Annotated in this window: 30 protein-coding genes; 13 read left to right on the top strand and 17 right to left on the bottom strand. The window is 67.9% G+C overall.

What is annotated here, in order from left to right; translation table 11 throughout:
• Positions 1 to 76 precede the first annotated feature (76 nt).
• From ACPCUW_RS29945 to ACPCUW_RS29970, 6 genes are all read right to left on the bottom strand, one after another.
• Positions 77 to 232 carry a hypothetical protein gene (locus tag ACPCUW_RS29945; RefSeq protein ID WP_227463019.1) on the bottom strand — a complete coding sequence of 52 codons (156 nt, stop codon included), beginning with the start codon at positions 230 to 232 and terminating at the stop codon, positions 77 to 79.
• A 56-nt stretch (positions 233 to 288) separates the two neighbouring features.
• Positions 289 to 429 carry a hypothetical protein gene (locus tag ACPCUW_RS29950; protein WP_156055825.1) on the bottom strand — a complete coding sequence of 47 codons (141 nt, stop codon included), beginning with the start codon at positions 427 to 429 and terminating at the stop codon, positions 289 to 291.
• Between the two features lie 141 nt (positions 430 to 570).
• Positions 571 to 1,197, bottom strand: coding sequence for a nitroreductase family protein (locus tag ACPCUW_RS29955; protein WP_063015760.1), 627 nt, complete (start codon positions 1,195 to 1,197; stop codon positions 571 to 573).
• Between the two features lie 159 nt (positions 1,198 to 1,356).
• Positions 1,357 to 1,512 carry a hypothetical protein gene (locus ACPCUW_RS29960; protein ID WP_086007330.1) on the bottom strand — a complete coding sequence of 52 codons (156 nt, stop codon included), beginning with the start codon at positions 1,510 to 1,512 and terminating at the stop codon, positions 1,357 to 1,359.
• A 123-nt stretch (positions 1,513 to 1,635) separates the two neighbouring features.
• Positions 1,636 to 2,016, bottom strand: a complete 381-nt coding sequence (locus tag ACPCUW_RS29965; protein ID WP_423428557.1) for a hypothetical protein — start codon at positions 2,014 to 2,016, stop codon at positions 1,636 to 1,638.
• Between the two features lie 57 nt (positions 2,017 to 2,073).
• Entirely contained in the window at positions 2,074 to 2,610 is a 537-nt protein-coding gene (locus tag ACPCUW_RS29970) for a helix-turn-helix domain-containing protein (RefSeq protein ID WP_423428559.1), read from the bottom strand.
• 62 nt (positions 2,611 to 2,672) lie between these two features.
• Between ACPCUW_RS29970 and ACPCUW_RS29975 the strand changes: the two genes are divergently transcribed.
• Positions 2,673 to 3,524, top strand: coding sequence for an alpha/beta fold hydrolase (locus tag ACPCUW_RS29975; RefSeq protein WP_423428561.1), 852 nt, complete (start codon positions 2,673 to 2,675; stop codon positions 3,522 to 3,524).
• Between the two features lie 10 nt (positions 3,525 to 3,534).
• Here the strand turns inward: ACPCUW_RS29975 and ACPCUW_RS29980 are convergent, their stop codons facing one another.
• Positions 3,535 to 4,410 (bottom strand): Cof-type HAD-IIB family hydrolase, encoded by an 876-nt coding sequence (locus tag ACPCUW_RS29980; protein ID WP_423428563.1) that lies wholly within the window; start codon positions 4,408 to 4,410, stop codon positions 3,535 to 3,537.
• 218 nt (positions 4,411 to 4,628) lie between these two features.
• A complete protein-coding gene (locus ACPCUW_RS29985) occupies positions 4,629 to 5,816 on the bottom strand; it encodes a PucR family transcriptional regulator (RefSeq protein WP_423428564.1) in 1,188 nt (395 codons plus the stop codon).
• Between the two features lie 298 nt (positions 5,817 to 6,114).
• Between ACPCUW_RS29985 and tatA the strand changes: the two genes are divergently transcribed.
• Together tatA and ACPCUW_RS29995 are read left to right on the top strand one after the other, a co-directional pair.
• Positions 6,115 to 6,396: a Sec-independent protein translocase subunit TatA gene (gene tatA, locus ACPCUW_RS29990; RefSeq protein WP_064906964.1), complete on the top strand. Its 282-nt coding sequence runs from the start codon at positions 6,115 to 6,117 to the stop codon at positions 6,394 to 6,396.
• Positions 6,397 to 6,494: 98 nt separating this feature from the next.
• Complete coding sequence (locus ACPCUW_RS29995; RefSeq protein ID WP_423428565.1) at positions 6,495 to 7,622, top strand: XdhC family protein; 1,128 nt, start codon at positions 6,495 to 6,497, stop codon at positions 7,620 to 7,622.
• A gap of 21 nt (positions 7,623 to 7,643) precedes the next feature.
• Here ACPCUW_RS29995 and ACPCUW_RS30000 read toward each other — a convergent pair whose 3' ends face one another.
• Genes ACPCUW_RS30000 through ACPCUW_RS30020 form a run of 5 tightly spaced genes read right to left on the bottom strand, consistent with a single transcriptional unit; the run spans position 7,644 to position 13,780 of the window.
• Positions 7,644 to 8,174, bottom strand: coding sequence for a nucleoside deaminase (locus ACPCUW_RS30000; protein ID WP_423428567.1), 531 nt, complete (start codon positions 8,172 to 8,174; stop codon positions 7,644 to 7,646).
• A complete protein-coding gene (locus tag ACPCUW_RS30005; protein ID WP_063015755.1) occupies positions 8,144 to 9,223 on the bottom strand; it encodes a hypothetical protein in 1,080 nt (359 codons plus the stop codon). Before ACPCUW_RS30005 ends, ACPCUW_RS30000 begins: the two co-directional genes overlap by 31 nt.
• Before the next feature lie 35 nt (positions 9,224 to 9,258).
• A complete protein-coding gene (locus tag ACPCUW_RS30010) occupies positions 9,259 to 10,227 on the bottom strand; it encodes an antibiotic biosynthesis monooxygenase (protein ID WP_423428568.1) in 969 nt (322 codons plus the stop codon).
• Positions 10,228 to 10,241: 14 nt separating this feature from the next.
• Positions 10,242 to 12,962 carry a molybdopterin-dependent oxidoreductase gene (locus ACPCUW_RS30015; RefSeq protein ID WP_423428570.1) on the bottom strand — a complete coding sequence of 907 codons (2,721 nt, stop codon included), beginning with the start codon at positions 12,960 to 12,962 and terminating at the stop codon, positions 10,242 to 10,244.
• Positions 12,959 to 13,780 (bottom strand): FAD binding domain-containing protein, encoded by an 822-nt coding sequence (locus ACPCUW_RS30020; RefSeq protein ID WP_423428571.1) that lies wholly within the window; start codon positions 13,778 to 13,780, stop codon positions 12,959 to 12,961. The genes ACPCUW_RS30015 and ACPCUW_RS30020 overlap by 4 nt, the downstream gene beginning before the upstream one ends.
• Positions 13,781 to 14,137: 357 nt before the next feature.
• Between ACPCUW_RS30020 and ACPCUW_RS30025 the strand changes: the two genes are divergently transcribed.
• Entirely contained in the window at positions 14,138 to 14,566 is a 429-nt protein-coding gene (locus tag ACPCUW_RS30025) for a hypothetical protein (RefSeq protein ID WP_082940929.1), read from the top strand.
• Between the two features lie 76 nt (positions 14,567 to 14,642).
• Here the strand turns inward: ACPCUW_RS30025 and ACPCUW_RS30030 are convergent, their stop codons facing one another.
• Positions 14,643 to 15,308, bottom strand: coding sequence for a maleylpyruvate isomerase family mycothiol-dependent enzyme (locus tag ACPCUW_RS30030; protein WP_064908680.1), 666 nt, complete (start codon positions 15,306 to 15,308; stop codon positions 14,643 to 14,645).
• A gap of 164 nt (positions 15,309 to 15,472) precedes the next feature.
• Entirely contained in the window at positions 15,473 to 15,640 is a 168-nt protein-coding gene (locus ACPCUW_RS30035) for a hypothetical protein (RefSeq protein WP_167356756.1), read from the bottom strand.
• A gap of 525 nt (positions 15,641 to 16,165) precedes the next feature.
• Here ACPCUW_RS30035 and ACPCUW_RS30040 point away from each other — a divergent pair.
• From ACPCUW_RS30040 to ACPCUW_RS30060, 5 genes are all read left to right on the top strand, one after another.
• Positions 16,166 to 16,885 (top strand): hypothetical protein, encoded by a 720-nt coding sequence (locus ACPCUW_RS30040; RefSeq protein WP_423428574.1) that lies wholly within the window; start codon positions 16,166 to 16,168, stop codon positions 16,883 to 16,885.
• A 270-nt stretch (positions 16,886 to 17,155) separates the two neighbouring features.
• On the top strand, positions 17,156 to 18,076 hold the full coding sequence (locus ACPCUW_RS30045; protein ID WP_063028296.1) for an NADP-dependent oxidoreductase: 921 nt from the start codon (positions 17,156 to 17,158) through the stop codon (positions 18,074 to 18,076).
• Positions 18,077 to 18,186: 110 nt separating this feature from the next.
• Positions 18,187 to 18,462: a hypothetical protein gene (locus ACPCUW_RS30050; protein WP_064906929.1), complete on the top strand. Its 276-nt coding sequence runs from the start codon at positions 18,187 to 18,189 to the stop codon at positions 18,460 to 18,462.
• A gap of 227 nt (positions 18,463 to 18,689) precedes the next feature.
• Positions 18,690 to 19,424 carry an SDR family oxidoreductase gene (locus ACPCUW_RS30055; RefSeq protein WP_423428577.1) on the top strand — a complete coding sequence of 245 codons (735 nt, stop codon included), beginning with the start codon at positions 18,690 to 18,692 and terminating at the stop codon, positions 19,422 to 19,424.
• A 44-nt stretch (positions 19,425 to 19,468) separates the two neighbouring features.
• Positions 19,469 to 19,750, top strand: coding sequence for a methyltransferase domain-containing protein (locus tag ACPCUW_RS30060; protein ID WP_423428579.1), 282 nt, complete (start codon positions 19,469 to 19,471; stop codon positions 19,748 to 19,750).
• Here the strand turns inward: ACPCUW_RS30060 and ACPCUW_RS30065 are convergent.
• A complete protein-coding gene (locus ACPCUW_RS30065) occupies positions 19,729 to 20,829 on the bottom strand; it encodes a TIGR03857 family LLM class F420-dependent oxidoreductase (RefSeq protein WP_423428581.1) in 1,101 nt (366 codons plus the stop codon). The two genes, ACPCUW_RS30060 and ACPCUW_RS30065, sit on opposite strands and share 22 nt — an antisense overlap.
• A 406-nt stretch (positions 20,830 to 21,235) precedes the next feature.
• Here ACPCUW_RS30065 and ACPCUW_RS30070 point away from each other — a divergent pair, with 406 nt between their 5' ends.
• The 4 genes from ACPCUW_RS30070 to ACPCUW_RS30085 are packed head-to-tail and all read left to right on the top strand — an operon-like array spanning position 21,236 to position 24,658.
• Complete coding sequence (locus ACPCUW_RS30070) at positions 21,236 to 22,420, top strand: acyl-CoA dehydrogenase family protein (RefSeq protein WP_423428582.1); 1,185 nt, start codon at positions 21,236 to 21,238, stop codon at positions 22,418 to 22,420.
• Between the two features lie 48 nt (positions 22,421 to 22,468).
• Positions 22,469 to 23,374, top strand: a complete 906-nt coding sequence (locus ACPCUW_RS30075) for a VOC family protein (protein WP_064906961.1) — start codon at positions 22,469 to 22,471, stop codon at positions 23,372 to 23,374.
• Positions 23,375 to 23,387: 13 nt separating this feature from the next.
• Entirely contained in the window at positions 23,388 to 24,524 is a 1,137-nt protein-coding gene (locus ACPCUW_RS30080) for a Rieske 2Fe-2S domain-containing protein (RefSeq protein ID WP_423428583.1), read from the top strand.
• On the top strand, positions 24,521 to 24,658 hold the full coding sequence (locus ACPCUW_RS30085) for a hypothetical protein (RefSeq protein WP_156511404.1): 138 nt from the start codon (positions 24,521 to 24,523) through the stop codon (positions 24,656 to 24,658). Before ACPCUW_RS30080 ends, ACPCUW_RS30085 begins: the two co-directional genes overlap by 4 nt.
• Positions 24,659 to 24,782: 124 nt before the next feature.
• On the opposite strand, the gene ACPCUW_RS30090 is transcribed toward ACPCUW_RS30085, so the two are convergent.
• Positions 24,783 to 25,565: an IclR family transcriptional regulator gene (locus ACPCUW_RS30090; RefSeq protein WP_423428585.1), complete on the bottom strand. Its 783-nt coding sequence runs from the start codon at positions 25,563 to 25,565 to the stop codon at positions 24,783 to 24,785.
• Between the last annotated feature and the right edge of the window lie 39 nt (positions 25,566 to 25,604).

Below are 25,604 nucleotides of genomic sequence, written 5' to 3' on the forward strand. Positions count from 1 at the left end.
CTGGTCGGCCACGACTGGGGTGCCGCGCTCGCGTGGTCCGTCGCCGCCGAGCGGCCCGCCCGATTGAAGTCCCGACTCAGTCGGGTGGTTCCTGGGCGTTCTCCTCGGTGCCGACATCGTCGGCGACCTCCCGGGTCGCCATCCCGCCGTTGTCGCCCTCGTCCACCGGTCCGGGCCGCCCGCCCCGCGGTTCCTCGGTGTCGTCGTCGTTCGGATGATTCGGATGGGACATGATGCGTCCTTTCTCGAGGTTCGTAGCGGACTACCTCGACAGCCGAGCGGCAAACGCTAGAGCGAGATCAGCAGCACCCCGGCCGCGACGATCAATGCGGCCCAGACCATCAAGACGAGGACGGCGGAACGGTCGTCCTCGGTGTCGTTCGGGGTGGCCCGGCGGCGACGGTGGGAAGCGGTGATCGAAACGTTCACGAGCTCTCTCCTTCCGCGATCGGTCGATATCCCAGACCTACCCCGAACCCCAAGCGCCACAACATGTCTCACTCGAGTGGCATATGGGTTGTCTCACAACATCCGGAAACCCGGTGGCTTCGAACGTCTTCCGGAACGCGCTCACCAACCGTTGATGTGCAGCACCGAGTCCGGATCGACGCGCGGGCCGGGCCGGAAGTCGGTGCCCTTGGTGTAGGCGACCGGGAGGAGCACACCCTGACGGACGTCGTCGGGAATGCCGAGAATCTGCGCGACCTCGCGCTCGTACTGCAAATGCAGTGTGGTCCAAGTGGTTCCCAGGCCGCGTGCGCGTAGTGCCAGCGCCAGGCTCCACGCCGCCGGGAGCAGCGAACCCCACAGCCCCGCCTGGTTGTCGGGCAGCGCCCCGCTGGTGCCCGTGCTGATCGCGCCGATCACCAGCACCGGGACCTCCGCCATCACCTCGCGCAGATAATCCGAACTGGTGGCGATGCGGGCGGCGCTCTCGTCGGCGGGTTCGCCCCCGGCCTCCCGGTAGGCCAGATGTGAGCGCCGGTAGTGCTCCGCGACCTGCGCCTTGACTTCCGGATCGGTGAGAACGATCCAGTGCCAATGCTGCCGGTTGCCTCCGGACGGTGCCTGCAAGGCCACCTCCAGCGCCTCGCGGATCACGTCCAGCGGTACGGGCCGGGTCAGATCCAGACGGCGGCGCACCGCACGCGTGGTGGTCAGCAATTCGTCCGGGGTGAGCGGAAGCAGTTCGGTCACTACGGGTCTCCTTCTGGGGCGGCGTATACCGTCCAAGGATGCCCGACGCGGGTTTTGTTCCCTGAGCCGAAGCGATGCGGTCCGCACCCGCGAATGGCGAAGCGCGTACTCCCGCCACACGGTGGGAGTACGCGCTCCGGAGAAAGGAATTCGCCGTCGCTAGAAATAATGTGCGCGGCCGGCGACCGGACGTCCGAACGCTCCGAGCAGGGCCAGGATCGCGCCGATCACGACGGCGATGATGCCCAGAGTCCAGAGGATCGGGATGCTGAAAACGAACCCGAGTACGAGGAGGATGACTCCCAGAATAATCATGTGAAACTCTCCCTTTGCCTTTTGTTATCCAGGCGCTGCCGCGTTCGGCCGTACTGCGATAACAAATCGCAGATACCCGGCCTCGAAGGCCGTAAACAGAACGTCTCGGGAGAGAAAGCGGCGTCAGGGCGCGCGGGCCAGCCACCGCCAGCGCGGCAGTTCGGTGCCGACGGTCGCGACCGCCAATACGGTGACGAGCACGGCGACCCAGGCCGGCCAGGCGAACCAGGCGCCCAGCACCGCCGCGGCGATCAGCACCAGCATCATCGCGATGGTGGCCCAGCCGGGGACGGCGACGAGGACCTGCTTCTTGTCGCCGCGGGTCGCGAAGATCGCCGGGACGCCGATCAGTACGACCACCGCGATCACCGCCGCCACCACGGACCACGACGCCAGCGCCCACGGCGCCGCGACCCACGCGATCAGTTCGATGGCGACGCGCGCGATGGCCGGCCCGCGGCCCTGCTCGGTGAGATTCGGTGAGACATCCGCACGTTCGGACATGTCGCTCAGCCTCGCACGTCCACCTCCCGCACGCACGACGAACGCCGTGCGATTGCCTCAGCCGGGCGTTCGCGCGCCGGGAAACATGATCGGGCTGATCAGATAGGGCCGGCGATCCGGGCCGGGACCGTTGCCGCTGACCGAGGCGACGACGCGGCGGAACCCGTCGAGCATGGCGTTGCGCTCCTCGGGTGAAAGCCACAGCGTGCCTTGGCGATAGCCGACCGAGTCCGCGACCGGATCGGCGTCCGGCTCGGCGAGATAGGCGTCGAATTCGGCGATCAGGACGGCCATGGCGGTGGCGAATCCGCGGCGGTGGTCGTCGAGTGTCATGGCCGCGGCCGCTTCGGCGTCGATCACGGGACGGTCCGCGCGCAGCCGATAGGACCGCTCGACCGCACCGCGAACCCGCCGCTCGTCGGCGACCGCCAGGATGCCGCCCTCCACCAGGAGGCCGAGGTGCCGGTAGATGGTCGTCCGGGGCACGTCGTGCAGGCGGTCGCACAACTCGCCCGCGTTGCGCGGCGCGTCCCCGGACAGCGCGTGCACGATGCGCAGTCGCACCGGATGCAGAAGGAGATCGGCAGGGTCCATCGCTCAACTATCCCATTGTTGGTACCATTTCCAAAGTTGGGATTGATCGAGAGGGGATTCGGATGCGGAACGTGCCAGGCGAACGAATGACGGTGCGCGGCATCGAGATCTATGTCGAGCAGGGCGGTGCGGGGGAGACCTGCGTGCTCTTCGAATCCGGCGCCGGCGCCGGACGCACCCTGTGGGATCCGGTGGTGTCCCGGCTCGGCGATGTCGTGCGGACCGTCACCTACGACCGTGCCGGTCGCGGCCGCAGCGCCCGGGTGCGGTCGCCGCAGAGCATCGACGAGATGGCGGCCACGCTGGCCGCGCTGGTCGAGGCGCTGGCGCCGCGTCGGCTGATCCTGGCCGGGCACAGCATGGGCGGGTTGATCGTGCGCCGCGCCGCGGAAAATCTTGTGCCGCAGCCGATCGGTATGGTGCTGGTCGATCCGACTCCGGAAGCGGCTCCCTTCTACGCGGACTGGGCGGCGACCGCGGCGAAGACGGATCGTGTTCTCGCGGTGCAACAGTCGCTCGCCCGGGTGCGCCCGGTGATGCGGGTGCTGACGGCCTCCTACGGACGGATGTTTCCCGCCGACACCTACGAGACCATGCTGCGGGAGGATTTCAGCCCCGCCGGCATCGCCTGCACGCGCAGCGAATTCGATGCCTTCGCCACCGGCATCGGCCCGTTCCGGGACAACCCGCCGCAGCCGCCGCGCGGCGAGGTCGTGCTCATCTCCGCGCGGCGCGCCAACCGGTTGCACGCTCGCCACCACGACACCATTCGCGAGTACCAACGCCGATTCGCCGATCAGGTCAGCGGGCGATTCGAGGACGCCGACTCCGAGCACATCGTGCCGGCCGAGTGCCCGGATCAGGTGGCCGCCGCGGTGCTCCGGATGGCCGGCGCACCCGAGCGCGCGGTGTGACGAACGGTGCTCAGGAACCGAACATCCGCGCCAGCACCGTCACGACGCCGTCCTCGTGGTTGGCGGGCGCGAGGTAGCGGGCGCGGGCACGAACCTCGGGGTGGGCGTTGGCCATCGCGAACGACCACCGCGCGGCATCGAGCATCTCGAGGTCGTTGAGGTAGTCGCCGAACACCGCGGTCCGGGCGGGCGGGATCCCGAGCGCCTCCTGCAGCGACTGCACCGCGCGACCCTTGTCCGCGTCACGGCTCATGATGTCGATCCAGTGGTGCCCGGACACCACGACCTGCTCGCGGGCGGCGATCGATCCGAACACCCGCTCGGCTGTCCGCTCGGCATCGGTGAAGTCGTAGATCGCCAATTTCAGCACCTTGTCGGTCACCGCGGTAAGGTCGTCGACGCGCTCGAGGCGGGCGTAGTATTTCGCCGCCTCGTCGACGAATGCCGGATCCGTACGCTCGATATAGGCGCTGTCCAGACCGCACACCACCAGACCGAGCTCGGCGGCGTCGGGTGCTTCCCGCACCGCCCGCACGACCTGGTGCACGATCTCGACATCGAGGCAGGTCGCGGACACGGTGACGCCGGAATGCACGACGAGACAACCGTTCTCGGCAATGTACGAGACCCCGTCCGGCGCCTGCTCGAACAGGGCGGCGAGTGTCGCGTATTGCCGCCCGCTGGCCGGCACGAAGGTCACTCCCCGCGCCCGCATCACGTCGAGCAGCGGCCAGAACGTGTCGGGCACGGCACCGGAATCCGTGAGCAGAGTGCCGTCCATATCGCAGACGACCAGTCGCACATCCTGGTCACCGGGCGGGATCGAGGACCACGAGGGTGGTGCCGGGACCGTCGAACGGGCCAGGGCGCCACTGTCTTCCGGCATGTCATCCGTCGATCCGCTACGCACCTGCCCACTTTCGTCGTCGACCACGCCGCCTCGAACGCGCCACAGCGTTGTGCGAGGTCGTCGTGTCTGGTCTCTCCGTGGCCAGTATGTATGCCGTCCGGTGCGACGGTGCGATGCCCCCGGCCGCGGGCCCGTGCCGCGCATTGAGCCGCAGCGCCGCGCTCCACCTCGGCCGCATCCGGCCCGTCGGATTCTCAGCGGGCCGGTGTGTGCGCACGATAGGCGCGGGCGACGAGCGCGGCGCGGACCTGGAGCAGCCCGGACGGGGAGGTCGGATCCACTCCGATCAGCCGGCCGATGCGTTTGAGCCGGTAGTCGACCGTATTGGTGTGGACCCGCATCTCGTGTGCGGTGCGTTGCCGATTCAGTTCGTTGCCGCAGTGCCGCACCAGCGTTTCGGTCAGTTCCGGATGGTCGTCGAGCGGGTCGAGGAGGGTGCCGAGGATTTCCAGCGCCGGTCCGGGCCGCGTGAGCTGGTATTCGAGGGCCAGGTCGCGCATGCGGTAGAGCCCGGGCCGGCATCGCAACGCGTGCACGGTGTCCAGCAGTTCGTGGGCTTGGGTGGCCGCCGCGGGGACAGCCGCGCGGGCGGCGTGGACCGCGGTGGCGGTGATCGGTGTCCGAGTCGCCGTGGCCAGCGTGTGCACGACGTGATCGAGACAGCGGTCGGAACCGACGAACGGGTAGGGCAGCAAGACGGTGCCGCCGCTCGGGGACAGCTGGAACAGCACCGCGCCGTTGCCCATTCGTTCCAGGACGGCCCGGGCCCGGCGCATCGCCAGTCGCGCCTGAACGGACACATCGGCCGCCGGACCGTGCCCGGCGGATTCGGCCGGCAGCGAGATCGCCAGCACGTGATAGTGGTCGGCGAGTTCCACTCCGCATTCCCTCGCCGCCGCTGCGGCGGACCGGCCGCCGAGCAGCGCGGAGGTCACCGCGTCGCTGCTCGGCCGGTAGTCCTCGGGCGCATCGGGGACCGTCGCCGAATAGGCGTCCGCGACACCGGTGGTCACGATTTCGAGGGCGTCCAGCACACGGCCGACCGACGTCATGATCGTGTCGAGGTTGTCGCCGGAAGTCCGCAGCGCCTCCAGGTGCAGCCGGAATGTTTCGAACACCGTGTGATGAACGGTCTCCAGGCTCGAGCCGCGCCGGGCCCAGCGGTCCGCGGCCTCGGCCAGTCGTGCGGCCGCGCTCGAACAGCGTCCACCGGAGGACAATTCGCGCAGCACCTCGTGGCAGAGCCCGGTGATCTCGTCGGCCGGTGTGGCGTGCGGCCGGTGTGGGCTCGGTGCTCGGGCGGTTCGTTCCCCATCGTGTTCGGCCCACTGGACGGGCAGCTGCTCGACGGACGACGGGGCCGCGGCGATCTCGACACCCATGGCAACCTCCAGCTGCGGTCCGGCGCACGTCGACCGCGGCCGGTTCTTCGACTCTGTACCTGCCGGCCTGGTGGCAACCATGTCGGCAACGCACGTATGTTACTCCATATTCACGTTCTGTGGCCTTTTTGGTGAGACTGATCGAAGCAGGTAAGAGAGCAATTCGCTGTGCGTATCGGCTCAGCAAGTTATCATGGACTCTTTCAATGATGCCGCCGGAGCGAACGATCTCGTCGGCGGAATCCGCCGAGCCGGTGGTCGCCGTCGGAGCGACTGCGGCGCACGAACGGAGGTTTCGATGGGTTCGTTGAGTCCGACCCACTGGCTGATCATCGCACTGGTGATCGTGGTGTTGTTCGGCGCCAAACGCCTGCCCGACGCCGCCCGCGGTCTCGGCCGCTCGTTGCGCATCTTCAAGAGCGAAATGAGCGAAATGCAGTCCGGCGACTCCGGCCCACCGAACACCGCATCCCCGAGCGCCCCGGGTGCGGGTCACCGGCCGGCGCCCGCGGCACCGCTGCCGCCCGCGCAACCGGCGACTCCGTCGTCGTCCGCCGTGGAGGATCGTCACCCGAGCTGACCGGATCGTTCCCCACGACCGCCCCGCGGCGCGCATCATTCATAGATGCGGTTACAGCAGTCGAACGCTGCGGCCACGACCGAAGGACGCGTGCGGCCGTGCGCGACGTCCTGGCGGCACTGACCGCGATCTGGCGATCCGGTGGCACCGCTGGTGTCGCCACGGTGGTGCGCACCCGGGGCTCGTCGCCGCGCCCGGCGGGTGCGGCGATGGTCGTGGCTCCCGACGGCGCCGTGGCCGGATCGGTCTCCGGTGGCTGTGTGGACGCGTCCGTCTACGAGCTGGCCACCGACGTGGTGCGAATGGGGCGGCCCCGGCTGCAGAGCTACGGGGTCGACAGCGATGAGCTGTTCGGTATCGGGCTCACCTGTGGCGGTGAGATCGATATCTTCGCCGAGCCGATATCGCGGCAGACGTTCCCGCACCTGCCGGTGGTGCTCGCCGACGTCGCCGCCGACCGCCCGGCCGCGATCGCCACCGTTGTCGCGCACCCGGAATCCGCGCGACTGGGCCGGCGACTGATCGTCACCCCGGATTCGATCCACGGATCGCTCGGCTCCGGACGAGCCGACGTCACCGTGGCCGAACGCGCCCGCGAACTACTCGCCGCCGGGTGTGCTCGTGTGATCGGCTGCGGGCCGGACGGTCGCCCGCTCGAGTCCGGCATGGGCGTCTTCGTGAACCCGTTCGCGCCCCGCCCGCGGATGCTGATCTTCGGCGCGATCGACTTCGCCGCCGCGCTGGCCCAGCAGGGCGCTCTGCTCGGCTACCGGGTGACGGTCTGCGACGCACGCCCGAGATTCGCGACCGCCGACCGGTTCCCGGCCGCCGACGAGGTCGTCGTGGACTGGCCGGATCGCTACCTCACCGCCCAGGCGCGGCGGAACACCCTCGACGGCCGGACCGTCGTGTGCGTGCTCACCCACGACCCGAAATTCGATGTCCCGCTCCTGCAGGTGGCGCTGCGGCTTCCCGCATTCGGCTACGTCGGCGCCATGGGTTCGCGGCGCACGCACGACGATCGGCTGCGCCGGTTGCGCGCGGCGGGACTCACCGACGCCGAACTGCGCCGTCTCGCCGGTCCCCTCGGCCTCGACCTCGGCGCCCGCACCCCACAGGAAACGGCGGTGTCGATCGCCGCGGAGATCATCATGCGCACCCGCGGCGGCGCCGGTGACCCGCTGACCGAACTCGCAGGACGAATCCACCACGACCACACGCCCTGACGGGTTGCGAATACCGTTCTGTCACAACGTCTCACCGCCGTTGCGCTCCCCGAACATCCGATAGACATCCACGGCATCGGCGCGCGGCAGATAGCGCATCGGCAGCCGCCGCTCATCCCAGGGTTTGGCAAACTCGGCGTAGAAGGTGCCGGGCTCGAAATACGTCTCGTTCCCGCCCGCCAGGTACGGCGCGCAATCCTCGCGCGTGGCCAGGAAGACGACCTCATCGGGCGCACAGTGGTACAGCGCCGCCAGGCACATCGGGCACGGGTGGGCGATGGCGTAGACCGTGCAGCCGGTCAGATATTCGGTGCCCAACGTCCGGCACGCCGCGCGGATGGCGCGAATCTCGGCATGGTCGGTCGGATCATGAGTGGTGCGAACACAATTGCTGCCCTCGGCGAGGATCGCGCCGTCCTTGACGACGACGGTCCCGAACGGCAGTCCGCCCGCGGCGACACTGGCGCGGGCGATGTCGACGGCACGCTGTGCGAAATCCGCGGGACTCGTCGTCTCCGGCATCAGCCGACCGGCTCCGGCCGGACCGGGCATCCGACGTCCTCCAGCCGGGCCGGGCCGGTTCCCTTGGCGGGATCGGTCTTCCACGGCCAGTCGTCGGAACGGAACGGCGCCAGGGACGGCAGCACCGCTTCCCGTCCCCGCGCGGCCATTTCGCGTGCGATGGCCGCGCGCCCGCCGCCACCGAGCAGTTCGGCGTCCATGAGGTAGTAGTCGCGGAAGAACACCATGCCCAGCGAGCGGTCGGCGACGATACGGCCGAGTACGTCGAGCAACTTCTCGGGTGTGGTCTCGAATTCCGTCGTCTCGACCAGCAGCAACCGGTCACCCATGGTCTCGGTGCCCATGAACTGGACGAGAACGCTGTAGAGGATGTTGTTCTGCCGCGCGACGTACAGCGAGTTGCTCACCGCGTAGGTGCGCTCCCAATCCTCGCCGAGGCTCGCCTTCCAGTCGTCGAGGACCGACATCCAGTGGCCGACCTGAGCTCCCGAGCCGATGCCGATGGACCGGGCCGAGTAGGGCTCGGTGTCGCGGATGTACGTCTCGACGTCGTCGTAGCGGTAACCGCCCCGGGCCAGGCATTCGTCCATGAAGGTCAGATTGCGCTGCAGGATCGCGTGCAGTATCGCGCGGTCCTCGTCGGAGATGTCCAGCGCGTCGAGGCTGTCGAACGCCGTGCGGTGCTGAGCCCGGTACATCTCCAACGGGGGACGCCACAGCTGATTGGCATACGCGTCGGAGAGGTACGGGGCGAGGATCTCGTAGATCGCCATGGTGCTGTGGCCCACCGACTTCGCCAACTGGTAGACGATCGGCACCGGCGGCGCCACTTCCGGTTCCCGGCCGGGGCGGTACAGGATCATCTGCCCGCCCGCGCCGGTGAACAGCGCCAGGATGATCGGCACCTGGTCGAGCATGTTCTGTTTGAATTTCTCCAGCGAGGTTTCGTACAGCTGCATCATGGACGCGTTCAGCGCCAGGACCGCCTGTTCGGCGACGGTGCGGGCGCTCGCGGGCGGTTCGTCGGCGATCACCGGGCGCATGAAGGCCGGGATCGCGCTGCCGTCGGTTTCGGTCATTGTCGTCACTTCTCCTTCTCGAATGTGGGCCGGTCTCACGGCAGATGCCAGAACACGGTGGTCACCAGCCAGAACAGCACCGTCCAGAACGTCATCACCGCGGCGATCAGCACGGTCCCGCGAATCTCGATCGCCTTCCGCGCCGAACCCGGGGCCGGCCGCAGCCAGCGTTCGAGCAACGGATTCACATAGCGCGGCATCATCACGAACGTCATGACGAAGCTGGACAACAGATTTCCGATCAGCATGCCCAGCCACAGCGGCAGCCCCGCCGGCGCCATGGCCAGCGAGAGCAGCACGACCGTCGGATACAACCCGACCCACACCGCGATCGACGTCTTCGTCTGCGAGGGTGGGTGTGCGGGGTCGCCGTCCTCGAAGGCGAACCAGCTGCCGAACGAGTTGTCGATCGTGCGTAAGTGGAAGTCGCTGAAGCGTTTTCCATCGTCGAGTAGTCGCTGTCGCTCGGTGGAGGTCAGCCAGCGGTCCAGGTCGGCGGCGCTGTCGTAGCGGTAGAGCATCGTCCACTCGTCCTGCACGCCCTCGATCGGCCGGAAGATCTCCGAGCCGCGGAATCCGGGAAACCTGTTCTCCGCGCAGCGAAGTCGTTCCTGCCAGGCCAGGAACTCGTCGATCTGGTCGGGAAGGACCCGATGGGTGACCACCGCGGTGACGAGGGTGTCGGGCGGGGCCGCCGCGCCGGTGACGATCTGCTGCGTGGGCGGGCCGTCGAGATAGCGCCGGCCCTCCGCGAGGCTGTCCTGGCGGGTGGCGCTGTTGATCCACGCGCGCAGATTCGGAATCGAGTCGAAGCGGTAGATCAGCGACCAGTGCGCCCGCGGATACGCGGGCGGATCGATCTCCGCGGCAATGAATCCCGGATACCGCGAGGCCATGCTGTTGAGTCCGTGCTGCCACGCCAGGAACGCCTCCTCGCAGCCGGGACGAACCTTCTCACCGATGATGACGGTGGCGGCGTGACCGGCCGGCGTTTCGCGGGGCATGGTGGTCTCCCGGCTCAGCCGGTCGGGGTCAGCCGGGTCGGTCGCAGGGCCCGGAAGATCCGGTCGGGCGTCAGCGGCAGTTCGCGATAGCGCACACCCGTCGCGTCGTACACGGCGTTGGCCAGTGCCGGTGCGACCGGATTGATACAGGATTCGGCGATGCCCTTGGAGCGCACCGGACCCGCCGAATCGGCCGACTCCACCAGGAGTACCTCGGTGCGCGGAGCATCGGCACAGGTGGGGATGCGGTAGTTGCGCAGCGTCGGATTGGTCATGACGCCGTTCTCGTCGACGAGATGGCGTTCGGTGAGGACGAAGCCGATGCCTTGGACCACGCCGCCTTCGATCTGTCCGCGCACCTGCGCGGGATTGATGACGACACCGGCGTCGGCGGCCTGCACGCTGTAGAGAATGCGGATCTCGCCGGTGACGCGGTGCACGGCCACCCGAAAGCCGTGCGCGTTGCAGGACAGGCTGCGGGGTGAGCCGTAGGCCTTGCGTGATTCGGTGAGCCGCACCCCGCGAGCCCGCGCGGTGGCCGCCAATTCGGTCAGCGGGATGCGGTGCTCGCCGCAGCGTACGGCGTCGTCGTCGAGTGCGCACGAGGTCAGGTCGACGCCGGAATCCGCGGCCGCGAAGCGCAGGATGCGTTCGCGCAGCGCGGCCGCCGTGCGCTGAACGGCGTTGCCCGCGACGAACAGTCCGGCGCTGGCGAAGGCTCCGGTGTCGAAACCGGTGCGGTCGGTATCGGATTGCACGAGCCGGATGCGGGCCGGGGTGGTGCCCAGTTCGGACGCGGCGATCTGAACGTGTGCTGTCGAGGTGCCCTCGCCGAATTCCACAGTGCCGATGGCGATGTCGTAGATCCCGTCGTCGCCGAGGGTGGCCAGCCCGACGGATATGTGTTCGGTCGGCGGGGCCGTCTCGTGTATCGAACCGGCTGCTCCGGTGCCGATCAGCCAATTCTCGTCGAGGGCCTGCCCGTCGGGATGGGCGCGCAGCGCGGCGTCGACCCGGTCGATACACGCGGACAGCGTGTCCTCGGTGAAGGCCACGTCGTCGGCCTCGTCGTGTATCGCCAGCAGCGCGTCACCGGGGCGAACGATGTTGCGGCGCCGCAATTCCAGCGGATCCATGCCGAGCGCGACGGCCAGTTCGTGCATCGCCGACTCCATCGCGAAGACCGGTTGCGTCATGCCGTAGCCGCGCAGCGCGCCGCTGGGCACGGTGTTGGTGTAGACCGAGTAGCCGTCGAATTTCTTGTTGGGGCAGCGGTACATCGCGACGGCGGAGCCGCCGGCGAACAGGGTTTCGCCGCCGTGGTTGCCGTACGCGCCGGTGTTGGAGACATTGCGGAACTGCAGCGCCGTCAGGGTGCCGTCGGAGCGGGCGCCGAGTTTGACCGTGATCTTCATCGGATGCCTGGGGGAGGCGGTGGTGAATTCCTCTTCCCGGGTGTACTCGAGGCAGGTCGGGCGGCCCGTGTCCAGCGTCGCCAGCGCCACGAGGTCTTCGCTGATCACTTCCTGCTTACCGCCGAAGCCGCCGCCGACCCGCTTGCAGAACACCCGGATCTGGTCGGGCCGCAGATCGAACAGGTGGGCCAGCTTGCCCTTCGCGATCCACGGCGACTGCGAGCTGGTGCGCACATGCAGCCGGTCCCGTTCCATCCAGGCGATCGACCCGTGCGTCTCCAGGTGCGCGTGCTGCACGCGCGGTGTGAGGTACGTGCCCTCGTGAATGACGTCGGCGGCGGCGAAACCCTGTGCCACATCGCCGATCTCGCCGTGCAGTTCGATCAGGACGTTGTGCGAGGGATCCTGTACGAACGGGTCGTCGGATCCGTGCAGCTGCGGCGCGCCGAACTGCATCGCCTGCTCGGGATCGAAGACCGCGGGCAGCACCTCGTACTCGACGACGATCCGGCGACAGCCCTCTTCCGCGGCGGCGACCGAATCGGCCAGCACCGCCGCCACCCGCTGCCCGGCGAAGCGCACCACATTGTCGAGGATGTAGGTGTCGTCGGGGTCGACGAGATGGTCGGTGTGGATCGCGGTGGTGAACAGTTTGCGTGGCACATCCTTCCAGGTGTAGACGCGATGCACCCCCGGCATTGCCAGCGCCGCGGATTTGTCGACGGAGACGATGCGCGCATGCGCGTGGGGCGAATGCAGCACCTTCAGATGCAGCATTCCTTCCGGGGCGGTGTCCATCGTGTATTCGGCGCGCCCGGTGACCACGTCAATCCCCGCGGGCGCGCCGACACTCGTGCCGACGGCCCGGCCGGGCGCCGCCGTGTCGACCGCGGCCACGCCGGCGATCGCATCCTCGATCGCCCGATAGCCGGTGCAGCGGCACAGATTTCCCTTCAACGCGTGCGGAAGGTCCTGTTTCTGCTCGTCGGTCAGCGCGGACGCCGTCATGATCATGCCGGGGGTGCAGAAGCCGCACTGGAATCCGGGGGCGTCGCGGAACTGCCGCTGCATCGGGTGCGGAGCTTCCGGCGAACCCAGGCCCTCGATCGTAGTCACCGCGTGCCCCTCGGCGCGGAATGCCGGGGTGATGCAGCTGTGCACGGGCCGGCCGTCGAGCCAGACCGTACACGCGCCGCAGTCCCCGGCGTCACACCCCTTCTTCACCCCGAACCAGCCCAGGTGGCGTAGAAACGTCCGCAGGCACTGACCGGGGTTCGGTTCCTGCGAGAACGTTTTGCCGTTGACCCTGTAGAAGGTCATCTCGTGCTCGCGAGTTCGGTCCGCAGTTGTTCGGCGTAGTGCTTCGCGAGATGTTCGCGATGCTCCGGAGTGCCGTTGGGGTCGGCGAACCATACGTGCGCCGGAATCGCCTCGACGTGGTCGTGCAGGGTGTGCGCGTCGGGTGCGGTATCGAAGTGCAGGACAAACGGATAGGAGGTTGCCGCGGTGAGTACCAGGGTCAGATCGGCGGCGTCCGGTGTCCGGGTGGCGACCATGTATATCGTGGAGCGCCCGAGTGCGGTCAGCGTGAATCGGCGCTGCGCGTGCGCTTTTCGCAACGCGTCGATCGGAATGTGGATACTTCGCAGAATTTCTCCCGGCCGCAGCACATTCCGGTGATTGCCGACGACGAAATCTTTCGCCGCGACGGTTCTTTCCGTTCCGTCCGCCGCCCACAATCGATACGTGGCCTCGAGGGCCACCGTCACGGTGACCATCGGGCCGGCGGGCAGCGACATGCAGATGTTGCCGCCCACCGTCGCGGCGTTCCATATCTTGAACGACGCCAGGAACGCCTCGCAGCCGGAACGCAGCAGGCCGGCGGCGGGCCAGTCGCCCGGCGGCTCGAACTCGTGCAACTCCCTGATCGTGCACGTCGCGCTGATTTCCAGGCCCTGGGCGGTAGGAACCAGGCTCGGCCAGCCGAGCGCCACGAGGTCGATCAACCGGCGGACCGCGGGCTGTGGTTCGGAGAACAACCATGTTCCTCCGGCCAGCCACGCGTCTCCGGCGCGCCAATCCGGACCCGGTGGGGTCGAGGGCCGGCGAATGACGTCCTCGACGGTGTTCAGATCCATACGAGCCTCCAAGACTCGCGACCGGCTCTGCTGGACATATCGACTGTAGGATTTTATGTCGATACCCGAGGAGTTTCGCAATATTTCGTATTTGCCGATGAATTGCTCGTGATTTTCTCGAATATTCGATCGGCTGTGTGTTGGCGATGGAGTGCCGGAAGAGGTCGCGCCGGCGTCCAGGAGTTCCACGGCGCGTAGGGGCGGAGACCTCGTCGGAAGGCGTTGGGCGGGATCGGTTCCGGAGGCCGGGACACCGCCGTGCATCCGAAGCGCTTGCCGAGACCGCTGTTTGACGATCCGGAAGCGGGTTATTTCCCAACTACACCAGTCCATCGATGTTGAGAATCGGTAGTAGCCATGATCGTATTCATCGGGTTGATCATTCTGTTCGCCGCGCTGGTCGTCGGAATCGCCGCAGCGTTGGCCAATTCCGGCGACACGCACGTGCTGGCGAGCGAATTCACCGTGTTCGGAGCCCATTTCACCCCTACTCAGAACGAACTCTTCGCCGCCGGTGCCGCGGTCGGTGCCGTCGGCATGCTCGGCCTGGGCATCGCCCTGAGCGGGGCGTTCTCCTCCGCGCGCCGGCATGCGGAGATACGCCGCGAACTGCGGCAGTCGCGCCGCGAAATGACCGCCACTCGTCAGGATCTCGCGAAGACACCGCCGGCGCAGCCGGCCGTCGCGAAGACCGCGCCCGCGGAATCGGCGGCCACGCCGAAGCCGCGGCTGCGCAATCCCTTCACCCGGCGCGGGATGTCGCGCAGCGCGCAACCTCAACCCTGATCGCCGCACCGCGCGCGTGAGGAGGCCCGGAATGCACTGAGCTACAGCGTATTCCGGGCCTCATCCCGGTCCGGACTCATGCGATGGTGTGATCGGTGGCTGTGCTCAGCCGATCGCGCAGAACGGCCGCTCCGGAACCGGAGAGGTCGTCGCAGTAGGTGATTCGGCCGGCCATCGCCATGGTCAGTGCGATCGTGCTGCCGGCGACCGGCGAACCGGTCCCGGCTGTGAAGGGGCCGTCGGTCGCCTCCAGCCGCAGCCCCTCGATCCTGCTGCGGCTGGACACGGTGAAATTGCGTCCGGCGTAGAAGCGGGCGACCACGGTGGCGGCGTCCACGGAGGGCGTGCCGGACAGTCCGAGGGGGCGGCGGATGTCCTGCGCGTGGACCACCACCTCACCGAGCCAGGCCGCGGTATGTCCCGACGGCGCGACCGTGCTGGTGGCGACGGCTCGAAACCGTGCCAGAGTTTCGGCGGGGGTCGCGCCCCGATGCTCGGCGAGTCGCCGATTGTTGTGCTCGTCGAAGTCGAACCTGGCGCCGAGCACACTCCGGAGCCAGCGAAACCGGCCGATGGTGGCCGTCGCGGTGAGGTGGGCGACGACCTCCTCCACCGTCCACTCCCCGCACAACGTCGGCCGGTCCCATTGCTGCTCGTCCAAGCCGGCGAGCTCTTCGGCCAGCGCTGCCCGTTCGGCTCGGACCATAGCCCAGATATCCGCGCGAGCGATCCTGTTCGACATCCACGACCTCCAGTCCGGGTGCCCGCGCCGCTGATCAACGGTGTCCCCGCAGGGCGGACGAGCGTTCCCACTACGGACGAAGGGGCGGAGGCGAATTCATCGGCTCGGCGGTTGCGATATCGGCGGTGTGCGCCCGAACCGTCGACCGTCTCGTTTCCGGCGCGTCACGAACGCTGCACGAACCTGAGGTAGAACGCGGCGAACACCAGCACGATCCCGATATTCACCAGCAGCCGCGCCCAGAAATGGTGTCTGAAGAACAGCACGTCCACGCCGACCACGACGGCCACCAGTGCGAGCACGTAGACAACAACGGTCGCCTGTCTTCCCATGACCTCGTTTCTACGCCGAGTAGCCGCCGTGGAAGAGGATTTCGAGCAAGGCGGCCCACGATCCGACCCGTCTACTCGGCCGCCGGTCCCGTGCTCGGGTCCTGAGCGTAGCCCGTCGCGGTGAACCCGCTCGCGATCGACGGCAGCTTGACAGCTAATCGGAAGCCTGCGTGGCGAAACCGGTCCCGGAGAGCGCGGAAGCGTTGCGGATCGCGTTCCGATCGGACTCTGCCACAAATTTGCCGATAATTCGTAGTCGACTGCGCCGCACGCTGGGATTCACGGTTTCGGGCGGCGAAATCGTCATTCGATCGACGCACGTGGATTCGCCGTTTCTCCACTGCCGGGTCCGGGTTGGAGCTTAAACTACCTCAGCCGCAACGTGCACAACCATGCGAGAGGGTCGGGAAAACTCGAAGATAAACACCCGGGAGGTGTGAAATGCCGGAGACTGGTCATCGGCGCATGTCACGTCCATTGTTGATTGCGAGCATGTTGCCGCTTGCGGTCTTTTTAGGCACGGGAGTGGCCACGGCGTCTCCCGGCGATCTCGTTCTCACCCCGGCCGACGCCGCGCAGGCACCCGCTGCGCCGCCGCTGGCAGTGGACTGGCAAACACTGGCGCACGATGTGCAGGGGTTGATTCCCTTCCCGGTGCCGCTGCCGCTGCCGCCCGCCGACGCTCCTGTCGTCCAGGGCAATTCGGCCGTCGCCCCGCAGAACGCACCCGGCGACGACGGATCGGCCCAGGCGGCGACAGCAGACGTGCCGTCCGTCGCCGCCGCGGCTGCTGCCGTCACGGCCCCGGCGCCCGTCGACACGACGGCCCCGATCGCGGATGCGCTGCCCGTCGAGGACCAGCATCCGATCGAGACGTTCTGTGAACAGGTTCCCGCCGATCCCGATCGCTGTGCCGCCACGGTGGTCGATGCCGGGGTCGGTGCGGCCATCGGTGCCGGCATCGGCGCGGCGGTGTCCGCGCCCCTCGCGATCCCCGCCGCGGCGCTCGGTGCGGCGGCCGGATTCGTCGTCGGTATCCCCTTCCTGCCCACCGGTCTGGTGGCCGGCCCGCTGATCGGCGCGGCCGTCGGCGCCGCGGTCGTCGCCGCACCCGCTGCCGCGCTCGGTGGGGCACTCGGTGCGGCGGTCGGCGCGATCGTCGGGATCACCGCGCCGCTCCCGCCGAAATCCACTCCCACCGATGCGCCTATCCCCGCCGATGCATCCACCCCCGCGGCGGCATAGCGCACGGTCACCGCGACGTCCCTACCCCCTCGCGGTCGTCGCGACTGCGAGGGAATGGGGATGTCGTCAGCCGGAAGGCCGGAGGTCATCGACGGACTCCGGAACCGGCCCGAAAGTATCGACGGCACAGTGAATTCCGATGTGCTCGCGCATTTCGCCCCCCCGGCTTCCGGCGTCCGACGGCGGTCGAGAGCGTTCTCGGCTCGCCCCGGCCGAGCCGGCCCGACTATCTGCCGCTGCCGACGGGGATGTCCCGGGAAGGACTCCAGCATGCGAGCGATGACCGTGCGCGACCGTGATTCCGGTATCGCCGGGCTCACCTCGACCGATATGCCCTACCCGCACGCCGCGGAGAACGACGTCGTCGTGCGGGTGCACGCCGCCGGCTTCACGCCCGGCGAACTCGACTGGCCGACAACGTGGTCCGATCGTGCCGGCCGCGACCGGACACCCACCATTCCTGGACACGAGCTGGCCGGTGTCGTCGTCGAACTCGGCTACGGAACCACCGGTCTCACCGTCGGCCAGCGGGTATTCGGGCCGACCGACTGGGCGCGCAACGGATCGCTGGCCGAATACACCGCGGTGGAGGCCCGCAACCTCGCCCCGCTCGCGGCCGATATCGACTACATCGTGGCCGCCGCGTTGCCCATTTCCGGCCTGACCGCATGGCAGGGGTTGTTCGACCACGCCCACCTGACAACCGGCCGGACGGTCCTGATTCACGGCGCCGCAGGCGGTGTGGGCTCGATCGCGGTGCAACTCGCGCGCGAGGTGGGCGCGCACGTGATCGGCACCGGCCGAGCCGGCGACCGTGACCTCGTCCTCGGACTCGGCGCACAGGCATTCCTCGATCTGGACAGCGACGACCTCCGGGACGCCGGTGCGGTGGATGTCGTCTTCGACGTCATCGGCGGCGCGATCCTCGAACGCTCGACCGAACTGGTCCGTCCCGGTGGCACTCTCGTCACCATCGCCATGCCGCCGACCACGCAGCCCAGGGACGGGCGCGCCGTCTTCTTCGTCGTCGAACCCGACCGCGCGCGGCTGGCCGATCTCGCCCAGCGGGTGCGGTCGGGGCGGCTCGAGCCCATCGTCGGCTCCGTGCGACCGCTCGCCGACACGGCGTCCGCATTCGCTCGCCGCCACCGCACACCGGGCCGGACGATCATCCGGGTCGCAGACGAGTAGCGGGACACGACCTCGACGCCGATGTCGATGATCTGCTGCGCGCGGCGATCCGGCGCGCGGCGCAGCTGCCCGCGACGCACGGTGCCGAGCTGCGCACGATCCGCCAGATCGTGCTGAATCTGGGCGCATTCGGCGGCGGTGCCGCCCTGCGCGACCGGGAGTACAGCGCCTTGTATGCCCGGCAAGCCGCACTCCTACGGCGCGGTCAGGACCATGGACAGCTGCGCGCGGACCTCGATCCGCAGCTGTTGGCGGTGACGTATCAGGGGATGGTCGACAGCATGCTCGACTATCTGGACACCAATCCGGATGTCGACCCCCTGACCTATGCCGACCATGTCGCCGATGTCCTCCTCGCCGGAATCACGCCGCCCGGAAAACGATGAGCCGTGACGGCCGCGTCCGCGTCGGATCACGAGATGGCAGCAACTCGGCGGCGGCGTCGAAACCCTCCCCTCGGAGGCCCCCGGCAGGCGACCGCGCGTCGATAGTATTGCCGCGCTCGATACGACGCCGCCACGGTGATCGCGCCCCGTCCACCGACGCCGGCAGCACGCGGAAAACCTGTCGCCCCGGGCAATCCGGGGCCTCCGAACCCAACCGTAGGAGCAGCATGAAAGTCTCCGTCATCGGCACCGGACTGATCGGCTCCCAGGTGATCCAGCGCCTCACGGCCGCAGGACACGAGGCATCCGGGCACGCCCGCTCGACCGGCCTCGACCTGCTCACCGGGCAGGGCCTCGACGACGCGCTGAGCGGCGCCGAGGTCGTCGTGAACGTGACCAATTCACCGACCTTCGACGATGCGTCCATCGACTTCTTCCGCACCACGGTGACCAATCTGCTGACCGCCGCGGAGGCGGCCGGTGTCGGGCATCTCGTGACGTTGTCCATCGTCGGTGTCGACCGTGTGCCGGCCCTGGCCTACTACCGGGCGAAAACCCTGCAGGAGAATCTGGTCGAGGCGGGGCCGATTCCGTACTCGATCGTGCGCGCCACCCAGTTCATGGAGTTCGTCGCACCGACGATGGACGCGACCACCGACGGCGACGCCGTGCGCCTGCCCGCCACCCCGATCCAGCCGATCAGCTCCGCGGAGGTCGCCGCCGAGGTCGCGGAGGTGGCCGCCGGCGCACCACTGCGGGGCATCCGCAATATCGCGGGTCCGGATGTCTTCGCTCTCGACGAACTCGGCCGCATCACACTGGAAGCCACCGGCGACCACCGCCACGTCGTCACCGACAACACCGCGGGCCTGTTCGCCGCGGTCGACGGCGATGAGCTGACAGCGCCCCCGGACGCCCACCTGGCCCGCACCCACTACCGCGACTGGCTGCGCTCGCACTGACCGGACGCGCCTGCCGGTTTGCGCAGGGCATCGGTACCTTCGACATGGTTAATGGCGGGCCTGGGGCGGACCTGCGTGGCTTCGCCGCGGCGACCGGTCCGGGCGGCCGGGTCATCGGCGTCGACAGCGACGCCGCCGCCCTCACCGAGGCACAGTCGGAGATCCGGGCGGGGGAACCGATCGAACTCGTCCACGGCGACATCCACGGTCTCGACCTTCCCGATGCCGTCGCCGACCGCACACACCGAGCGGGTGCTGCAAGGCGAAGGCCGGACCTAGGGTCGGTGCGGCGACCGGACTGCCCTCACGTCCGGCCGGTGCGGTAGGCGTCGAGGATCGGTGCCAGTTCGTCCGGGGTGGCGCCGTGCAGGATGACTCGGTCTGCGCCGTAGCCGAATTCGTCGCGGATGCGGCGGGCGCATTGCTCTGGGCTTCCGGTGGCGGCGGCTGCGAGCCACTCGTCCGGAATCAGGCCGGCGATGTGTTCGATCTGGGTGGCGCCGGCCTTGCTGTCGATTCCACCGGCGACCGATTGCACGATCGGGTCGGCACGAAAGCGTTGCAGCACAGCGGGATCCCAGTCATTTGTGCGAACCAGGAGGTCGCCGTAGCCCTGGAGATAGGTCGCGAGGCGTGCCACTGTCTTCTTCAGGCGCAGTTCCTCGGGCAGGTGGTCGCCGACGGTGGCCAGGCAGGACCACACTCGCACCGTGGCGGGGTCTCGTCCGGCTCGTTCGGCAGCCGTTTCGACCGTGGTGACACACCGCTGCAGGGTCTGTGGCGTGAAGTAGGTGTGCAGGATGACGTCGTCGAAGACGCGGCCACCGAGTTCGAGTGTGCGCGGTCCGAAGGCGACCAGTCCGAGCGGGATGTGTTCGCGAAAATCGCTGTCCAGGAACAGAACCGGGTATTTCCCGATCGGCCCGTCGTGGCCGATCACGGCCTCACCGCGCCACAGCCGTCTCATCACGCCGGCGAAATCCTCCAGTTGCGCGGTCGTCACCGCGGGAATGCCGAAGCCGGCATAGAGCGCGCCGATGCCGCGGCCGATGCCGAGGGTGAAGCGGCCTCCCGACAGGCGATGCATGGTGGTCGCCCACGAGCCGGTGATGAGCGGGTGGCGGGTGTTGTGATTGGTGGCCGCGGTGGCGATCCGCATGCGTGTGGTGACGGCGCATGCCGCACCGGTCAGCGAGGACGCTTCCTTGATATTCCATCGTTCCGAGATGAACGCGGTGCCCAGGCCGAGCTCCTCGCCTCGGCGGGCCTCCTGGACCAGCGCCGCGGGCCCCTCACCCCCCGCTCCCGCGAGAAGATAGTAGCCGAGTTCCGAAAGCTGTTCGGGCACAGACGAATCGGCGTCGAGCCGCTCTGGTCGGCCGCTGCCGTCGGAGGGGTCGGTCATCTGCGAGTCCTTTCTCGTTGCGGACCACTGCGCGGATGGTCGATCTCCTGCGGGTGAAGAACCTCGCGGCGTCCGTGATCGCCTCCTCGATCGGGCGTGGTGTCCCGCCGAGTTCGCGTTCGGCTTCGGTCACCGGCTCTCCGATCACAGGGCCTGTTCGCCACGCCGCGTCGGAACTGCGGCACCCGGGAAGGGATGTGGCTTGCGGACTCACCGAAAATAGACACGTGTCTTGCCAAGTGTCAACAGTCTGCGGTGGGTAAGGCGCGGACGCCGGCGCGCACATCCGCCCGGCGCCGCTACGCGAATCCGGTTGGGTCCGCGATCAGCTCGGGCGGTGATCCGGTGTTCCGATGAGTAGGAGACTCACGTCACAAATGCGGGTTCAGCGGCCAAGCTGAGCTGTATGTCCAACACAGTGATCGGCAATATCGACAGAATCGCCGAGGAGATCCGCAACGGGGCCGACGAGGGTGACTCGCTCGGCCGGCTTCCCGACGACATGGCCAAAGGGCTGAAGGACGCGGGCGTCATCCGGATGCTGCAGCGCAAGAAGTACAACGGCTACGAGGCGCATCCGCGCGAGTTCGCCGAGACGGTGATGAAGACCGCGAGCCTCTACGGTTCGGCGGGCTGGGTGGCCGGCATCGTCGGCGTGCACCCGTGGCAGCTCGCCTTCGCCGATCCCAAGGTGCAGGAGGAAGTTCTCGGCGCGGACACCGACACCTGGATGGCATCACCATATATGCCCGGTGGTGTCGCGGTTCCTGCCGACGGCGGATACGTCATGAGCGGGCGCTGGCAGTTCTCCTCCGGCACCGATCACTGTGACTGGATCTTCCTCGGCGCCTTGGTCGGCGACGCGGACGGCAAACCGATCATGCCGCCGCAGCCCCTGCATGTGATCCTGCCCCGCTCGGACTACGAGATCGTGGCGGACTCCTGGAATGTGGTGGGGCTGCGGGGCACCGGCAGCAAGGACATCGTGGTGCGAGACGCGTTCATCCCCGATTACCGGGTGATGGACCAGGGCAAGGTCATCGACGGCAGTGCCGCCGTGGAATACGGCGTCACCGAGACCCTGTACAAGATGCCGTGGTCGACCATGTTCCCGCTGGGCATCACGTCGGCGACGATCGGCATCTGTGAGGGCGTGCTGGCCGCCGGCATCGACTATCAGCGAAATCGGGTGGGGGCCACCGGAACTCTGGTCAAGGACGACCCCTACGTTCTGCACGCGCTCGGCGAATCCGCATCGGAGATCGATGCCGCCCGTCAGCAGCTGCTCGCCAACGTCGACCGCATCTGGGACCTGGTCGACGCGGGCAAGGAGATCGATTTCGCGATGCGCGCCGCAGTGCGCCGGGATCAGATCCGGTCGGCATGGCGGGCGGTCCGGGCCGCCGACGACATCTTCGACCGCGCCGGAGGCAACGCGCTGCGCATGGACAATGCGCTACAACGGTTCTGGCGCGACGCTCACGCGGGGTTGCACCACGCCATCCACGTCACCAGCACGACCTATCACGCGTCGGCCATGGCCTCGCTGGGTGTGGAAGTACCGCAGGGTCCCCTGCGCGTGATGATCTGACCGAGCGAACCGAATGCGAGTTGTCTTCATGAGTGAAAGCGGTTGTCCATGAGTGAAATCAAGGGGCTCGGCTACATCCGGGTGCTCGCCACGGATGTGGATCGCTGGCGGGAGCTGGGCTTCGATGTGCTCGGCTTCGCACCGGGATTCGGGGACGAAAAGGACGCGCTGCATTTCCGGATGGACGAGCGCCCGTCGCGGATCACCGTCGAACGTTCCGATGTCGACCGGGTGAGCGCGGTCGGCTGGGAATTGCGGGACGGGCCGGCGCTGCGTCGGCTGGAAGCGACATTGCGGGACGCCGGATACGAATACACCGCCATGTCACAGGAATTGGCCGACCGCCGCAAGGTCGAAGCCGGTATCTGCATGACCGACCCCGGTGGGACGCCGCTGGAGTTCTTCCACGGTCCGGTACTCGAGCACAGTCCGGTGGTCACCAAATACGCGCAGCGATTCGTCACCGGCGCACAGGGACTCGGGCACGTGGTGATGCCGACCGCCAACTTCGAGGAGTCCTACACCTTCTACACCGAGACGCTGGGCTTCCTGTCGCGCGGGGCGTTCCGGATGCCCTCACCTCCCGGTGCCGGACCGCTGCGGATCAGGTTCCTGGGAGTGAATCAGCGCCACCACAGCCTGGCGATCATGCCCGCGCTGGAAGGCCGTGATCCCGGGTTGATTCACGTGATGGTCGAGGTCGATTCGCTCGATGCCGTCGGGCAGGCGCTCGACCAGGTGATGGCACGGGATTTCCCGGTGTCGTCGACACTCGGCCGCCACACCAACGACAAAATGGTGTCCTTCTACGTCGGGGTGCCCGGCGGCTGGGATATCGAATACGGCACCGCGGGCGAATTGGTCGACGAGTCCTATTACACCGCCGAGGAGATCACCGCCGACAGCTATTGGGGACATGAATGGCTGTGGGCCAAGCAGATGAAACAGGCGTGAAAGGACGGTGGACATGACAACGACGCATGACGAGGTACGCCGGATCGAGGCAGGGGCAGTGCCCACGCGATTCGCCCGCGGCTGGCATTGTCTCGGGCTGATCAGAGATTTCGCCGACGGACGGCCGCATTCGATCCGGGCCTTCGGCACCAAGCTGGTGGTCTTCCGCGCTGAGGACGGCCGGGTCAACGTGCTCGACGCGTTCTGCCGGCATATGGGCGGCGACCTGTCCGACGGCGAGGTCAAGGGCAACGAGATCGCCTGCCCCTTCCACGACTGGCGCTGGGGCGGCAACGGGCGCTGCAAGCAGATCCCGTACGCCCGCCGGGTGCCGCCACTGGCGCGCACCAGGGCCTGGACGACGCTCGAGCAAGACGGCATGTTGTTCGTCTGGAACGATCCGGAGGGCAATCCGCCGCCGGAGGACGTCACCATCCCGCGGATCGCGGGTGCTGGCGCCGACAACTGGACCGATTGGCACTGGTACACCACGGTGGTCGACACGAACTGCCGCGAAATCATCGACAACGTCGTGGATATGGCGCATTTCTTTTACATCCACGGCTCCCTGCCGACCTTCTTCAAGAATGTCTTCGAGGGACCGGTGGCGACCCAGTACTTCGAAAGCGGCGCTCGCGCCGACCTACCCGGACCGGTGGGCCAGCCGCAACTGCGCGGCACCTCGTCGGTGGCCTCCTACTATGGGCCGTCGTTCATGATCGACGACCTCGTCTATCACTACGAACACGGCGACTACAAAACCGTGTTGCTCAACTGCCACTATCCGATCGACGAGAATTCGTTCGTCCTGCAATACGGCATCATCGTCGAGAAGTCCGAGACGCTGCCCGAGGAGCAGGCGATGGCCACTGCCGTCGCGCTCGGCGACTGGGTCAAGCTCGGCTTCGAGCAGGACGTCGCGATCTGGAAGAGCAAGGCGCGCATCGACAATCCGCTGCTCTGCGAGGAAGACGGCCCGGTATATCAGCTGCGCCGCTGGTATCAGCAGTTCTACGTCGATGTCGCCGATGTCGCTCCCGAGATGGTCGACAGGTTCGAATTCGAACTCGACACCACGCGACCGCTGGCCGGCTGGGAGGAGCAGGTCCGCGAGAACATCGCCCGCAAAGCGGCGGAGACGACTTCGTGACGCCGATCGACGAACGCGTTCGGGAGGTGCCGATGGCGCCGGTCGAGTGCCGGCAGTGCTCGCAACTTCGCGAATCCATCCGGGCTGCCGCGGAATCCGGGGAACTGCGCGTACTCGACAGCGCGGTGAGCTGAGCGCGGAGGCAACGGGCCCCTGCCGTCATCGGACGGCAGGGGCCCGTTCTGCTGCGCGTGTCCGAAGGTGCGATGCTCTGCCATCCCCGCGGGAGGACGCATCGCTGCATCGGCGCAGCGACCGTCAGACGCGCACCGCCCGCGGCTCGATCCGGCGCGAGGCCGAGGCCGCGCGCCGGATCTCGTTCGCCGCGAGGCGCACTTCCGATACGACCGCCGTGGTTTTGATCGAGCGCGTCGGACCGCACAGGGATACCGCCATGCGACCGCGGTCCACGTCGATGTCGAGCGCGGCCGCTACCACCGTGACTCCCAGTGCGCAGCCCTGCGAGTCCACGGCGACCCCGCTGCGAGCGCGGACCTTCTCCAACTCGCGTTCCAGTTGCCGGCGAGTCCGCACGCTGTAGCGGGTGGGGGCGACGGTGAACGGCAGCTCGGGCCACTGCTCCGGATCCATCGCCGCGAGCAGCGCATGACCGGCCGCGGTGAGTTCGACGGGCTGGCGTGCGCCGACCGCCCACTGCCGCCCCGGCATCGGCCAGGCTCCGACTCGATGGAGATGCAGGATTTCCGCGCCGGACAGCAGGCTCAGATGCGCGGTCAGACCCGTGCGCCGGTGCAATCCGGTCATGACGGCCGTCGCCACGTCGTTGAGGCTGCGCTGGCGCACCACCTGCGATCCGAACTCGAACATCCTTATGCCCAGGACATATTCGAAGCCGTGGCGTTCCACCCAGCCGAGTTCCACGAGCCGCTGCAGGATTCGATGCGCGGACGAGCGAGGCAGTTGGGACCGCCGTGTGATGTCGGCCAGCGTCATGGGCCGCTGCCCGACGAATGCTTCCAGCAGCGACGCCACGCGATCGATCATCGCGTTGGGGGTCTGTTCGAGCTGCACCGTTGCCATCTGTTGCCTCCAACCGCCACACAACGGCAGAATGTGACT

Origin of the sequence: Nocardia sp. AB354 (assembly GCF_049538315.1) — a bacterium.
Lineage (GTDB): Bacteria > Actinomycetota > Actinomycetes > Mycobacteriales > Mycobacteriaceae > Nocardia > Nocardia nova.

Coding starts and splice junctions, on each gene's coding strand:
- ACPCUW_RS29945 (WP_227463019.1), bottom strand. CDS start 232: ATGTCCCATCCGAATCATCCGAACGACGACGACACCGAGGAACCGCGG.
- ACPCUW_RS29960 (WP_086007330.1), bottom strand. CDS start 1,512: ATGATTATTCTGGGAGTCATCCTCCTCGTACTCGGGTTCGTTTTCAGC.
- ACPCUW_RS29965 (WP_423428557.1), bottom strand. CDS start 2,016: ATGTCCGAACGTGCGGATGTCTCACCGAATCTCACCGAGCAGGGCCGC.
- ACPCUW_RS29970 (WP_423428559.1), bottom strand. CDS start 2,610: ATGGACCCTGCCGATCTCCTTCTGCATCCGGTGCGACTGCGCATCGTG.
- ACPCUW_RS29975 (WP_423428561.1), top strand. CDS start 2,673: ATGCGGAACGTGCCAGGCGAACGAATGACGGTGCGCGGCATCGAGATC.
- ACPCUW_RS29980 (WP_423428563.1), bottom strand. CDS start 4,410: ATGCCGGAAGACAGTGGCGCCCTGGCCCGTTCGACGGTCCCGGCACCA.
- ACPCUW_RS29985 (WP_423428564.1), bottom strand. CDS start 5,816: ATGGGTGTCGAGATCGCCGCGGCCCCGTCGTCCGTCGAGCAGCTGCCC.
- tatA (WP_064906964.1), top strand. CDS start 6,115: ATGGGTTCGTTGAGTCCGACCCACTGGCTGATCATCGCACTGGTGATC.
- ACPCUW_RS30000 (WP_423428567.1), bottom strand. CDS start 8,174: ATGCCCGGTCCGGCCGGAGCCGGTCGGCTGATGCCGGAGACGACGAGT.
- ACPCUW_RS30005 (WP_063015755.1), bottom strand. CDS start 9,223: ATGACCGAAACCGACGGCAGCGCGATCCCGGCCTTCATGCGCCCGGTG.
- ACPCUW_RS30010 (WP_423428568.1), bottom strand. CDS start 10,227: ATGCCCCGCGAAACGCCGGCCGGTCACGCCGCCACCGTCATCATCGGT.
- ACPCUW_RS30015 (WP_423428570.1), bottom strand. CDS start 12,962: ATGACCTTCTACAGGGTCAACGGCAAAACGTTCTCGCAGGAACCGAAC.
- ACPCUW_RS30020 (WP_423428571.1), bottom strand. CDS start 13,780: ATGGATCTGAACACCGTCGAGGACGTCATTCGCCGGCCCTCGACCCCA.
- ACPCUW_RS30025 (WP_082940929.1), top strand. CDS start 14,138: ATGATCGTATTCATCGGGTTGATCATTCTGTTCGCCGCGCTGGTCGTC.
- ACPCUW_RS30030 (WP_064908680.1), bottom strand. CDS start 15,308: ATGTCGAACAGGATCGCTCGCGCGGATATCTGGGCTATGGTCCGAGCC.
- ACPCUW_RS30035 (WP_167356756.1), bottom strand. CDS start 15,640: ATGGGAAGACAGGCGACCGTTGTTGTCTACGTGCTCGCACTGGTGGCC.
- ACPCUW_RS30045 (WP_063028296.1), top strand. CDS start 17,156: ATGCGAGCGATGACCGTGCGCGACCGTGATTCCGGTATCGCCGGGCTC.
- ACPCUW_RS30055 (WP_423428577.1), top strand. CDS start 18,690: ATGAAAGTCTCCGTCATCGGCACCGGACTGATCGGCTCCCAGGTGATC.
- ACPCUW_RS30060 (WP_423428579.1), top strand. CDS start 19,469: ATGGTTAATGGCGGGCCTGGGGCGGACCTGCGTGGCTTCGCCGCGGCG.
- ACPCUW_RS30065 (WP_423428581.1), bottom strand. CDS start 20,829: ATGACCGACCCCTCCGACGGCAGCGGCCGACCAGAGCGGCTCGACGCC.
- ACPCUW_RS30070 (WP_423428582.1), top strand. CDS start 21,236: ATGTCCAACACAGTGATCGGCAATATCGACAGAATCGCCGAGGAGATC.
- ACPCUW_RS30075 (WP_064906961.1), top strand. CDS start 22,469: ATGAGTGAAATCAAGGGGCTCGGCTACATCCGGGTGCTCGCCACGGAT.
- ACPCUW_RS30080 (WP_423428583.1), top strand. CDS start 23,388: ATGACAACGACGCATGACGAGGTACGCCGGATCGAGGCAGGGGCAGTG.
- ACPCUW_RS30090 (WP_423428585.1), bottom strand. CDS start 25,565: ATGGCAACGGTGCAGCTCGAACAGACCCCCAACGCGATGATCGATCGC.